Genomic DNA, 12,564 nt, shown 5'->3' on the forward strand with positions numbered 1-12,564 from the left:
GGCCGGTCCCGTCGGACCGGCCATTCGCGCAACGTGCGTCTACGCGGCGTTGACGACGCCGCTCAGGACGTCGTAGAGCTCCTTGGCCTCAGCATCGTTCACCGAGACGACCAGACGACCGCCTCCCTCGAGCGGCACGCGCACGATGATGAGTCGACCCTCCTTCACGGCCTCCATCGGCCCGTCTCCGGTTCTCGGCTTCATGGCTGCCATTGCGGCTCCTTTTCATCGATGGTCTGCACGTCAAGTTTATCGTGAGGGCAACCGCCCCGGGCACGCCTGGGGAAAGCGGCATCCGCGGAACGCATCATTTCCGTTCATGCGGGGTCACGGCACCTGCCACGTGCTGTTGCCCAGGGCGTACATGTTGTAGATCCACCACCATTGACCGGCCAGGCACGCGATGAGCACGCCGACCCGCCACGCGGGCGAGCGCGGCACGGCGAACGCCCCCCACAGCGGGGACAGCGGTACGAGCAGACGGAAGATGCTCGACTGCGGGAAGAACACCAGCAGCAGATAGAGGAGGTAGCTCGCGCTCCACAAGCGGATCTCGATGCCCAGCTTCCGCACCGCCGGGAGGAACGCCAGCGCCGCGCCGATCAGCAGGGCGCCTACCCCGACCAGTGCGTAGCCGAGGGGGAGCGGGAGATGCCACATCGTCTCGAACCAGAAGGAAACCCCGGCGAGGAACGGCTCGAACGGCACGAAGGTCGGATCGCCGGGCACCCAGTTGCGTCGCCAGGCGAGCTCGGTCGCGAGATACGCCCCCGGTTCGCCCGTCACCCAGCCGGCGATGATCTGCCAGGCGAACCCGGCGACGGCGGCCAGCAGGCCGAGCGCGATGATGTGGGCGATCTCCGGCGCGCGGAGCGGTTCTCGCACCCGGTGGAACCACCTCCAGATGCCGAAGAGGCCCAGGCACAGTGCGAAGGCCAGGACACCGGGACGCGTGAACGCCATCAGCGGGATGAGCAGGTACAGCCAGCCGTAGCGTCGCCGCGCCACGCACCACAGCGCGCAGAACAGCCAGAAGAGGTTCAGCGCCTCGGCGTAGCCCACCTGGAACAGGGCGGCGAGCGGGCCGCTGGCGAAGAAGGCCACCGCCCACAGGGTCGCCGACTCATCCAGGCGCAGGCGCAGCAGATGATAGAGAGCGACGGATGCCCCGTACCCGGCGACGAGCGACACGATCAGGGCACCGGTCCCCCATTGACCGCCGAACGGCACCGAGACGGCCTGGGCGAGATACGGATACAGCGGCAGGAAGGCCCAGGCGTTCTCGGCGACCTGCCCGGCATCCGTGAGCGGCAGCGAGGTGGGGTACCCCGAGAAGGCCACCAGCCAGTACCACGCGCCGTCCCAGGCGACGACGGCGTCCGCCAGGCCGGCATCCGCGCCCATGCGGCTCTGGAAGCCGGACAGCTGCGCAGCCAGGAAGAGGAACAGCGTCGTGACCAACCGCGCAGCGAGGTAGATGGCGGCGATGCGCAGGGCGACGCGACCGCGCGAGGACTGCACCACGGGGGCGGTCGTCAGCTGGTCGCCAGCCACGCGCGCAGTCCCTGCTCGACCGCCACGATCTGAGACAGCGGCACGCGCTCCTCGTCATGGTGCGCGAGGTGTGGGTCTCCGGGCCCGTAGTTGACCGCCGGCACGCCCAGGGCGCTGAAGCGGGCGACATCCGTCCACCCGTACTTGGGACGCGGCGACGCGCCCACCGCCGCCAGGAACTCCTGAGCCAGTGGAGCGTCGAGGCCCGGGCGGGCGCCCGCCGCCGCGTCGACGATGTCCACCTCGAAGCCCGAGAACACGTCCCGCACATGATCCGCCGCCTCGGCGACGTCCCGGCTGGGCGCGAAGCGATAGTTCACCTCGACCTCGCAGAGGTCGGGGATCACGTTGCCTGCCACGCCCCCGCGGATGCGGACGGCGTTGAGGCCCTCCCGGTACACCAGTCCCTCGACCTCGACCTCGCGTGGCTCGTATTCCGCGAGCCGGCCGAGGATCGGCGCCGCCCGGTGGATCGCGTTGTCGCCGATCCAGGCCCGCGCACTGTGCGCGCGCACGCCGTGCGTGCGCACGATCGCGCGCAGGTTGCCGTTGCAGCCGCCTTCGACCTCTCCGTTGGACGGCTCCCCCAGGATCGCGAAGTCGCCGGCGAACAGATCGGGGCGCGTGCGAGCCAGGCGGGTGAGCCCGTTGAGGTCGGCATCGACCTCTTCGTGGTCGTACCACATCCAGGTGATGTCGACGCGAGGAGCGATCAGCTCGGCCGCCAGCTTCAGCTGCACGGCCACGCCGGCCTTCATGTCCACAGTGCCCCGGCCCCAGATGAAGGGGTCACCGTCGACGTCGATGTCCTTCGTCGGGATGTTGGCATTGATCGGGACGGTGTCGATGTGGCCGGCGATCACCACGCGCTGAGCTCTGCCCAGGGATGTGCGGGCGACGATCGTGTCGCCGTCGCGATAGGTCTCGAGGTGAGGCAGCGGGGAGATCTGCTCGAAGATGGCGTCGGCCAGGATCTTCTCGTCGCCCGACTCGCTCGGGATGTCGCAGACGATGCGAGTCAGTTCGGCGGAGGACAGCGACAGATCGAGCGCGGGCATCCCCCGAGTCTACCGAGGCGAAAAGTCGCCGTTAACGCGTAATGGCCACCCTTGGGGGGTGGCCATTACGTGAATGGGTGTCCGGCGGTGTCCTACTCTCCCACAGGGTCCCCCCTGCAGTACCATCGGCGCTGAGAGGCTTAGCTTCCGGGTTCGGAATGGGACCGGGCGTTTCCCTCTCGCTATGGCCGCCGAAACTCTCTTGATGTTTCAGTCTTCACAACGTGAAAAAATCTATGTTCTGTTGTGTTCCCGACCGTACATCGGGAACCACTCAGTGGACGCAAGCACCAGAAACGGTGTGTTATCAAGTCATCGGCTTATTAGTACCAGTCAGCTGCACGCATTGCTGCGCTTCCACATCTGGCCTATCAACCCAGTAGTCTGGCTGGGAGCCTCTCACCCGAAGGTATGGAAGTCTCATCTTGAGGCCGGCTTCCCGCTTAGATGCTTTCAGCGGTTATCCATCCCGAACGTAGCTAACCAGCGGTGCACTTGGCAGTACAACTGGCACACCAGAGGTTCGTCCAACCCGGTCCTCTCGTACTAGGGTCAGATCCTCTCAAACTTCCTACGCGCGCAGCGGATAGGGACCGAACTGTCTCACGACGTTCTAAACCCAGCTCGCGTACCGCTTTAATGGGCGAACAGCCCAACCCTTGGGACCTACTCCAGCCCCAGGATGCGACGAGCCGACATCGAGGTGCCAAACCATGCCGTCGATATGGACTCTTGGGCAAGATCAGCCTGTTATCCCCGAGGTACCTTTTATCCGTTGAGCGACAGCGCTTCCACAAGCCACTGCCGGATCACTAGTCCCGACTTTCGTCCCTGCTCGACCTGTCAGTCTCACAGTCAAGCTCCCTTGTGCACTTACACTCGCCACCTGATTGCCAACCAGGTTGAGGGAACCTTTGGGCGCCTCCGTTACTTTTTGGGAGGCAACCGCCCCAGTTAAACTACCCACCAGGCACTGTCCCTGAACCGGATTACGGTTCGAAGTTAGATATCCAGAGTGACCAGAGTGGTATTTCAACAATGACTCCACGAATACTGGCGTATCCGCTTCACAGTCTCCCACCTATCCTACACAAGCCACACCGAACACCAATACCAAGCTGTAGTAAAGGTCACGGGGTCTTTCCGTCCTGCTGCGCGTAACGAGCATCTTTACTCGTAATGCAATTTCGCCGAGTTCGCGGTTGAGACAGTTGGGAAGTCGTTACGCCATTCGTGCAGGTCGGAACTTACCCGACAAGGAATTTCGCTACCTTAGGATGGTTATAGTTACCACCGCCGTTTACTGGGGCTTAAATTCTCAGCTTCGCCTTGCGGCTAACCGGTCCTCTTAACCTTCCAGCACCGGGCAGGCGTCAGTCCGTATACATCGTCTTGCGACTTGGCACGGACCTGTGTTTTTAGTAAACAGTCGCTACCCACTAGTCTCTGCGGCCACCACACCCTTTTTGAGGCAAGCTCATATAAGTGGATGGCCCCCCTTCTCCCGAAGTTACGGGGGCATTTTGCCGAGTTCCTTAACCACGATTCTCTCGATCTCCTTGGTATTCTCTACCTGACCACCTGAGTCGGTTTGGGGTACGGGCGGCTAGAACCTCGCGTCGATGCTTTTCTTGGCAGCATAGGATCACCCACTTTTCATCCGCATCGTGTCTCAGCCTGTATGAGTCACGGATTTGCCTATGACTCGGCCTACGCACTTGCCCCGGGACAACCATCGCCCGGGATGGGCTACCTTCCTGCGTCACACCTGTTAATACGCTAACCGCACCAGAATGGGGTCGTGCGCTAGGCCCACAGCTTCACCCCGAAGGGATCCGTCAATGGGATTCAGACACTTAGCACTACTGGATTAGTTTGGGCGGTTCTTCGCCGGTACGGGAATATCAACCCGTTGTCCATCGACTACGCCTGTCGGCCTCGCCTTAGGTCCCGACTTACCCAGGGAAGATTAGCTTGACCCTGGAACCCTTGGTCTTTCGGAGGACGTGTTTCTCACACGTCTTTCGCTACTCATGCCTGCATTCTCACTCGTGTGGCGTCCACGGCTGGGTCACCCCGCCGCTTCACTCGCCACACGACGCTCTCCTACCCATCAACACGGCTGGACCACGAAGGCCTACCAATAATGTCAATGCCACAACTTCGGTGGCGTGCTTGAGCCCCGTTACATTGTCGGCGCGGAATCACTTGACCAGTGAGCTATTACGCACTCTTTCAAGGGTGGCTGCTTCTAAGCCAACCTCCTGGTTGTCTAAGCAACTCCACATCCTTTCCCACTTAGCACGCGCTTAGGGACCTTAGATGGTGGTCTGGGTTGTTTCCCTCTCGACTATGAAGCTTATCCCCCACAGTCTCACTGCTGCGCTCTCACTTACCGGCATTCGGAGTTTGGCTGACGTCAGTAACCTTGTAGGGCCCATCGGCCATCCAGTAGCTCTACCTCCGGCAAGAAACACGCAACGCTGCACCTAAATGCATTTCGGAGAGAACCAGCTATCACGAAGTTTGATTGGCCTTTCACCCCTATCCACAGCTCATCCCCTCAGTTTTCAACCTAAGTGGGTTCGGCCCTCCACGACGTCTTACCGTCGCTTCAGCCTGGCCATGGATAGATCACTTCGCTTCGGGTCTAGGACATGCGACTGAATCGCCCTATTCAGACTCGCTTTCGCTACGGCTACCCCACCCGGGTTAACCTCGCCACATATCGCTAACTCGCAGGCTCATTCTTCAAAAGGCACGCTGTCACCCCTACTAAGGAGGCTCCAACGGTTTGTAAGCAAACGGTTTCAGGTACTATTTCACTCCCCTCCCGGGGTACTTTTCACCTTTCCCTCACGGTACTTGTCCGCTATCGGTCATCTGGGAGTATTTAGGCTTATCAGGTGGTCCTGACAGATTCACACGGGATTTCTCGGGCCCCGTGATACTTGGGATACTCTCCACGTCAGAACACGCATTTCGACTACGGGGCTGTCACCCACTCTGGCCCGCCTTTCAAGACGGTTCGTCTATACGCTTCTGTCACGTCGACCACTCGGCAGAATGGTCCGGAAAGTCCCGCAACCCCCCACATGCAACGCCTGCCGGCTCTCACACACATGAGGTTTAGCCTGATCCGATTTCGCTCGCCACTACTCACGGAATCACTGTTGTTTTCTCTTCCTGTGGGTACTGAGATGTTTCACTTCCCCACGTTCCCTCTACCCGCCCTATATATTCAGGCGGGAGTCACCAGGTACGCACGCGCCCTGGCGGGGTTTCCCCATTCGGACACCCTCGGATCAAAACTTGCTTATCAGTTCCCCGAGGCTTATCGCAGATTGCTACGTCCTTCTTCGGCTCCAGATGCCAAGGCATCCACCGTTTGCTCTTAAAGACTTGAAATCACATGAGTTTCATCAAGAATCGAACCCGAACCAAAAGGTCCGGGCGAAATTGACTAATGATCTTTAAGATCATCTATAACAAGACGACCCCGAAGGATCATCTCGAAGATGCTCGCGTCCACTGTGTAGTTCTCAAAGTACGGGCGGTACCCCCCAACCCCACCCGCCAAACGGCGCAGGAATCAGAAGGCCCAAGAGGAGTGTCCCCCACCCCCACCACCCCGAAAGGCAGCAGAAGCAGCGTCCGGTCCCTCAGGACCCAACAGCGTGCCGGCGCCCCGCTCACCAGAACCCACCCTCCAACCACACCCCCGAAAGGATGCGGCGTACTAGTGGACCCCAGCTGCGCTGACGCCATGTCAAATGTTCCACCCATGAGCCCCAGCCACACACGAACGGTGTGGTACTGGGTCCTGGAACCCCCGAAGAGGTCCAAGTGCTCCTTAGAAAGGAGGTGATCCAGCCGCACCTTCCGGTACGGCTACCTTGTTACGACTTAGTCCTAATTACCGATCCCACCTTCGACGGCTCCCTCCACAAGGGTTGGGCCACCGGCTTCAGGTGTTACCGACTTTCATGACTTGACGGGCGGTGTGTACAAGACCCGGGAACGTATTCACCGCAGCGTTGCTGATCTGCGATTACTAGCGACTCCGACTTCATGAGGTCGAGTTGCAGACCTCAATCCGAACTGGGACCGGCTTTTTGGGATTCGCTCCACCTCACGGTATTGCAGCCCTTTGTACCGGCCATTGTAGCATGCGTGAAGCCCAAGACATAAGGGGCATGATGATTTGACGTCATCCCCACCTTCCTCCGAGTTGACCCCGGCAGTATCCCATGAGTTCCCACCATTACGTGCTGGCAACATAGAACGAGGGTTGCGCTCGTTGCGGGACTTAACCCAACATCTCACGACACGAGCTGACGACAACCATGCACCACCTGTTCACGAGTGTCCAAAGAGTCCCCTATTTCTAGGGTGTTCTCGTGTATGTCAAGCCTTGGTAAGGTTCTTCGCGTTGCATCGAATTAATCCGCATGCTCCGCCGCTTGTGCGGGTCCCCGTCAATTCCTTTGAGTTTTAGCCTTGCGGCCGTACTCCCCAGGCGGGGAACTTAATGCGTTAGCTGCGTCACGGAATCCGTGGAAAGGACCCCACAACTAGTTCCCAACGTTTACGGGGTGGACTACCAGGGTATCTAAGCCTGTTTGCTCCCCACCCTTTCGCTCCTCAGCGTCAGTTACGGCCCAGAGATCTGCCTTCGCCATCGGTGTTCCTCCTGATATCTGCGCATTCCACCGCTACACCAGGAATTCCAATCTCCCCTACCGCACTCTAGTCTGCCCGTACCCACTGCAGACCCGAGGTTGAGCCTCGGGATTTCACAGCAGACGCGACAAACCGCCTACGAGCTCTTTACGCCCAATAATTCCGGATAACGCTTGCGCCCTACGTATTACCGCGGCTGCTGGCACGTAGTTAGCCGGCGCTTTTTCTGCAAGTACCGTCACTTTCGCTTCTTCCTTGCTAAAAGAGGTTTACAACCCGAAGGCCGTCATCCCTCACGCGGCGTTGCTGCATCAGGCTTGCGCCCATTGTGCAATATTCCCCACTGCTGCCTCCCGTAGGAGTCTGGGCCGTGTCTCAGTCCCAGTGTGGCCGGTCACCCTCTCAGGCCGGCTACCCGTCGACGCCTTGGTGAGCCATTACCTCACCAACAAGCTGATAGGCCGCGAGCCCATCCCCAACCAAAAAATCTTTCCAACCACCAGCCATGCGACTGTGGTTCGTATCCAGTATTAGACGCCGTTTCCAGCGCTTATCCCAGAGTCAGGGGCAGGTTGCTCACGTGTTACTCACCCGTTCGCCACTGATCCACCCAGCAAGCTGGGCTTCACCGTTCGACTTGCATGTGTTAAGCACGCCGCCAGCGTTCATCCTGAGCCAGGATCAAACTCTCCATAAAAAAATGAAAACCACCAACAACCCGGGAAAACGAGTCGAAAGCAGCGAGTTCAACCATGACCAAAAACGAATATCAAACTGACATCCATGAATTGATCCAAAAAGGACCCCCACCAACCAAAAAGGTCAGCGAGGATACAAAAATTGGCATTTGACAAGTGCACGCTGTTGAGTTCTCAAAGATCGGACGCACCAGCGTTCCGGTCTCTCAACCTTCGCCGCTGGGCAACTTCTCTATCTTACACATCCCGTCCCGCCTGTCAAATCGAAGCGGCGAGGCACAAGACCCCACCGCAGTCGCAGACCGACGCACACGAAAGTGGAAGATACCCATCCTAAGCCGAAACCGGCCGACTCACCAGGAGCACATCGGATGGGGTTGTTCACTGCTTGAGGGGAGCCAGGCCTTCCGGCCTTCCGCTCTACCCTTTGGGGCGAACAAGTAATACTTTACGTGCGACCCCGCCACCCGTCGAATCCAGCCCGCACCCCGGGCGTGTCGCACCCCCACACCCCCGGAATCACGCGGAAGACGGGGGCAGGCGACCGCGCTAGCGTTGATCCCATGACCGAAGAACGATGGGTTTGGGGCGTCGGCCTCGCCACAACCGCCGAAGACGGAACCGTGCTCGACACGTGGTTCCCCTCCCCCGCTGCCGGGCGGATCCCGCTCGGGTTCGATCCCCAGCTGGCACCGGACACGCTCGACCATCTCGCGGTGGCCGACCCCCGTCGGGCCGTCACCGTGGATGTGGTGGCGGTCGAGGTCCACCTCGACAGCGCGCCGGCGTCGACGCCCGACGCGTACCTCCGCCTGCACGCGCTGTCGCATCTGCTCGTGCGCCCGAACGAGGTCAACCTGGACGGAGTCTTCGCCCATCTGCCGAACGTCGCCTGGACCACCGCCGGCCCGATCCACCCCGACGCGCTGACCCGACTGCGTCCTTTCCTCGCGCGCGACGGCATCCAGGTGCAGGGACTCGACAAGTTCCCGCGCCTCCTGGACTACGTCACTCCCGTGGGCGTCCGCATCGCCGACGCCTCGCGCGTGCGCCTGGGCGCGTACCTCTCCCCCGGCACGACCGTCATGCACGAGGGCTTCGTCAACTTCAACGCCGGCACGCTCGGGCAGAGCATGGTCGAAGGCCGCATCTCGCAGGGCGTCGTCATCGGCGACGGCAGCGACATCGGCGGGGGCGCCTCCATCATGGGAACGCTGTCGGGCGGCGGGACGCACAAGGTGTCGGTCGGCGCTCGCACGCTGTTGGGCGCCAACGCCGGCATCGGCATCTCCTTGGGCGACGACTGCGTGGTCGAGGCGGGACTTTACGTGACTGCCGGCACGAAGATCGTGCTGCCCGACGAGCCGCCGCGCGCGGACGGCTCGCCCGCGACCGCCAAGGGCGCCGACCTCTCTGGGCGAGCGGGGCTGCTGTTCCGGCGCAACTCGCTGACGGGCGCGGTCGAGGCGGTCCGCCGAGCGGGCATCGGCGTCACGCTCAACGAAGCGCTGCACGCCTGACGCCCCTGCCGCGATGAGAAGCGCCCGGCACCAGCGATGGATCACGCTGATGCCGGGCGCTTCTCGCCGATGACCGAGGGCAAGGACGCCCGGTCATCGGGAAGGGTCACGAGAGACCGGGGTAGTTGCGCTCCTCGGCGCCGATGTACAGCTGCTGCGGACGGCCGATCTTGGTCTGCGGGTCGCCGGCAGCCTCGCGCCATTGCGCCAGCCAGCCGGGCAGGCGGCCGATCGCGAAGAGCACGGTGAACATCCGCGTCGGGAAGCCCATCGCCTTGTAGATGACGCCGGTGTAGAAGTCGACGTTCGGGTACAGGCGCCGATCCTGGAAGTACGCGTCGTTGAGCGCGATCTCTTCGAGCTCCTTCGCGAGATCGAGCAGGGGGTCGCTGACGCCGAGTGCGGTCAGCACCTCGTCGGCCGACTCCTTCACCAGCTTGGCGCGCGGGTCGTAGTTCTTGTAGACCCGATGCCCGAAGCCCATGAGCTTCACGCCGTCTTCCTTGTTCTTCACGCGCTCGACGAAGCGCTGCACGCTCTCACCCGAGTCGCGGATGCGCGCCAGCATGTCGAGCACGGCCTCGTTCGCACCGCCGTGAAGCGGGCCGTACAGCGCGTTGATGCCGGCCGAGATCGACGAGAACTGGTTCGCCCCGGTGGAGCCGACCAGGCGCACGGTCGAGGTGGACGCGTTCTGCTCGTGGTCCTCGTGCAGGATCAGCAGGCGCTCCAGCGCGCGCGACATCACCGGGTCGACCTGGTACACCTCGGACAGCACGCCGAAGTTCAGCTTCAGGAAGTTGTCGACGAAGCCGAGCGAGTTGTCGGGGTACAGGAACGCCTGCCCGATGCTCTTCTTGTGCGCGTACGCCGCGATGACGGGCAGCTTCGCCAGCATGCGGATCGTGTTGAGCTCGACGTGCTCGGGATTGTTCGGGTCGGACTGGTGCTCGTAGTACGTCGACAGCGCGGAGACGGCCGAGGACAGCACCGACATCGGGTGCGCGGTATGCGGCAGCGCCGAGAAGAACCGCTTGAGGTCCTCGTGCAGCAGGGTGTGACGACGGATCTTCTCGTCGAACTCCCCCAGCTGGTCGGCCGTGGGCAGCTCGCCGTAGATGAGCAGCCACGCGACCTCGAGGTACGTGCTGTTCTTCGCCAGCTGCTCGATCGGATAGCCGCGGTAGCGCAGCACACCCTGGTCGCCGTCGATATAGGTGATCGCGGACTTGGTCGCCGCGGTGTTCACGAAGCCGTAGTCGAGAGCCGTGTAGCCGGTCTGGCGGGTGAGGGTGGAGAGGTCCACGCTCGGCGAGCCGTCGGTGCCCCGCAGCAGCGGGAACTCGGCGGACGTATCACCGATCGTGAGGGTGGCCTTCTCCTGGTGGGTGCCCGCGTCGCTCACGGCGCCTCCTCGCGATTTCTGGTCGTACCGGGGGTGTCGTCCGGTCCTGAGCGTCACCGTGGGGCGGTCTGCATCAGAACGGAGGGGCGGGACGGGCATGCCGCGTCGCCGCGTTCCTACAGCCTAGTGCGCCGCTGCGCCTACTGTTGACACGGCCAAAGGGACCCGGCATCCGATGGAGGAATCCTCAGCGCGAGAGAACGGATGCCGCCAGCAGGCGTTCTGCGGCCGCCGCGATGCGGTCGTCGGTCGCGGTGAGCGACAGCCGGATGTGCTGCGGGAAGTGCACGCCGTAGAAGTGTCCGGGACCGGCGAGGATGCCGATGTCGGCCAGCCGGCCGAGGCTCTCCCATGCGTCGCGGCCCTCCGTGGCCCACAGGTACAGCCCGGCCTCGCTCGCGTCGATGCGGAAGCCCGCCGCCTCCACCGCGGGCCGCAGCACCTCGCGCCGGCGACGGTACAGCTCCTTCTGCGCGGCGACGTGCGCGTCGTCCTCGAGGGCCGCCACCATCGCCGTCTGCACCGGGAGGGGCAGCATCAGGCCGAGATGCTTGCGCGCCGTGAGCAGGCGGGCCACCACCGTCCGATCGCCGGCGAGGAATGCGGCGCGGTAGCCGGCGAGGTTCGACTGCTTGCTCAGCGAGTACACCGAGAGGATGCCGCGCAGGTCGCCGTCGGTGACCCGGGGATCCAGCGCCGACGGCACCGGCTCCCGGTCCCAGGGGGCGTCCCACCCGAGTTCGGCGTAGCACTCGTCGGAGGCGATCACCGCGCCGAGCTCCCGGGCCCGGTGCACCGCGGCACGCAGGGCGTCCAGGTCCAGCACGCTTCCGTCGGGGTTGCCGGGCGAGTTCACCCACACCAGGCGTGTGCCCTCGGGCCATTCCGCCGGGTCGTCGGCGGCGACCGGCGTGGCGCCGACGAGCCGCGCGCCGACCTCGTACGTGGGGTAGGCGGCGCGAGGATGGACGACGGTGTCGCCCGGCCCGAGCCCCAGCAGCAGCGGCAGCAGGGCGACGAGCTCCTTCGAGCCGACGGTGGGCAGCACGTCGTCCGACGTCAGGCCGGGCACGCCGCGGCGCCGGTCGTACCACGCGGCGATCGCGCTGCGCAGCGACGGCGTCCCGACGGTCTGCGGATAGGCGTGGGCGTCGGTCGCCGCGCGCAGCGCGTCGGCGACGACCTCAGGCGTCGGGTCGACCGGTGAGCCGATGGACAGGTCGACGATGCCGTCGGGGTGCGAACGGGCGCGCGCCGCGTACGGTGCGACGGCGTCCCAGGGGTAGTCCGCGAGGTCGGCGACCCCCACGTCAGTGTTCCTGGGGCGGGAGCGCCTCGATGATCGGGTGGTCCTTGTGGATGACGCCGACCTTGGCGGCGCCGCCCGGGGAGCCGATGTCGTCGAAGAACTCGACGTTGGCCTTGTAGTAGTCCTGCCACTCGTCGGGCAGGTCGTCTTCGTAGTAGATCGCCTCGACCGGGCAGACCGGCTCGCAGGCGCCGCAGTCGACGCACTCGTCGGGGTGGATGTACAGCGATCGGTCGCCCTCGTAGATGCAGTCCACGGGACACTCGTCGATGCAGGCGCGGTCCTTGACGTCCACACAGGGAAGGGCGATCACGTACGTCACGCGATCAGTCTACCG

Annotated in this window: 7 protein-coding genes and 3 rRNA genes; 1 reads left to right on the plus strand and 9 read right to left on the minus strand. The window is 63.0% G+C overall.

The genetic code is table 11. The features are described from left to right. Positions 1-39 precede the first annotated feature (39 nt). The 6 genes from ABG085_RS11845 to ABG085_RS11870 all read right to left on the minus strand — a co-directional run bounded on the left by ABG085_RS11845 (position 40) and on the right by ABG085_RS11870 (position 7,992). A complete protein-coding gene (locus ABG085_RS11845) occupies positions 40-213 on the minus strand; it encodes a DUF3117 domain-containing protein (RefSeq protein ID WP_163620836.1) in 174 nt (57 codons plus the stop codon). A gap of 114 nt (positions 214-327) precedes the next feature. Continuing rightward, positions 328-1,554, minus strand: a complete 1,227-nt coding sequence (locus tag ABG085_RS11850) for a hypothetical protein (protein ID WP_347975944.1) — start codon at positions 1,552-1,554, stop codon at positions 328-330. After that, complete coding sequence (gene dapE / locus ABG085_RS11855; protein ID WP_347975945.1) at positions 1,536-2,612, minus strand: succinyl-diaminopimelate desuccinylase; 1,077 nt, start codon at positions 2,610-2,612, stop codon at positions 1,536-1,538. Before dapE ends, ABG085_RS11850 begins: the two co-directional genes overlap by 19 nt. A gap of 79 nt (positions 2,613-2,691) precedes the next feature. Beyond that, a 5S ribosomal RNA gene (gene rrf / locus ABG085_RS11860) occupies positions 2,692-2,808 on the minus strand. Positions 2,809-2,915: 107 nt separating this feature from the next. Continuing rightward, positions 2,916-6,020 (minus strand): 23S ribosomal RNA (locus ABG085_RS11865). A gap of 449 nt (positions 6,021-6,469) precedes the next feature. Continuing rightward, positions 6,470-7,992: ribosomal RNA gene (locus ABG085_RS11870) — 16S ribosomal RNA — on the minus strand. The 16S, 23S and 5S rRNA genes sit together here, the layout of an rRNA operon. 564 nt (positions 7,993-8,556) lie before the next feature. On the opposite strand from ABG085_RS11870, the gene dapD reads away from it, so the two are divergent. After that, positions 8,557-9,513, plus strand: coding sequence for a 2,3,4,5-tetrahydropyridine-2,6-dicarboxylate N-succinyltransferase (dapD, locus tag ABG085_RS11875; RefSeq protein ID WP_347975946.1), 957 nt, complete (start codon positions 8,557-8,559; stop codon positions 9,511-9,513). Between the two features lie 106 nt (positions 9,514-9,619). Here the strand turns inward: dapD and ABG085_RS11880 are convergent, their stop codons facing one another. The 3 genes from ABG085_RS11880 to fdxA form a co-directional block, all read right to left on the minus strand. Continuing rightward, entirely contained in the window at positions 9,620-10,918 is a 1,299-nt protein-coding gene (locus ABG085_RS11880) for a citrate synthase (RefSeq protein WP_163620127.1), read from the minus strand. A 187-nt stretch (positions 10,919-11,105) separates the two neighbouring features. Further along, positions 11,106-12,227 (minus strand): succinyldiaminopimelate transaminase, encoded by a 1,122-nt coding sequence (dapC, locus tag ABG085_RS11885; protein ID WP_347975947.1) that lies wholly within the window; start codon positions 12,225-12,227, stop codon positions 11,106-11,108. Position 12,228: 1 nt separating this feature from the next. Then, positions 12,229-12,549 (minus strand): ferredoxin, encoded by a 321-nt coding sequence (gene fdxA, locus ABG085_RS11890; protein ID WP_018170155.1) that lies wholly within the window; start codon positions 12,547-12,549, stop codon positions 12,229-12,231. Positions 12,550-12,564: the final 15 nt, after the last annotated feature.

Origin of the sequence: Microbacterium sp. ProA8, from assembly GCF_039905635.1 — a bacterium.
In the GTDB taxonomy this organism is placed as follows: domain Bacteria; phylum Actinomycetota; class Actinomycetes; order Actinomycetales; family Microbacteriaceae; genus Microbacterium; species Microbacterium chionoecetis.

Excerpts from the sequence above, each read along its gene's own strand:
- ABG085_RS11845 (WP_163620836.1), bottom strand. The coding sequence starts at position 213 with ATGGCAGCCATGAAGCCGAGAACCGGAGACGGGCCGATGGAGGCCGTG.
- dapD (WP_347975946.1), top strand. The coding sequence starts at position 8,557 with ATGACCGAAGAACGATGGGTTTGGGGCGTCGGCCTCGCCACAACCGCC.
- dapE (WP_347975945.1), bottom strand. The coding sequence starts at position 2,612 with ATGCCCGCGCTCGATCTGTCGCTGTCCTCCGCCGAACTGACTCGCATC.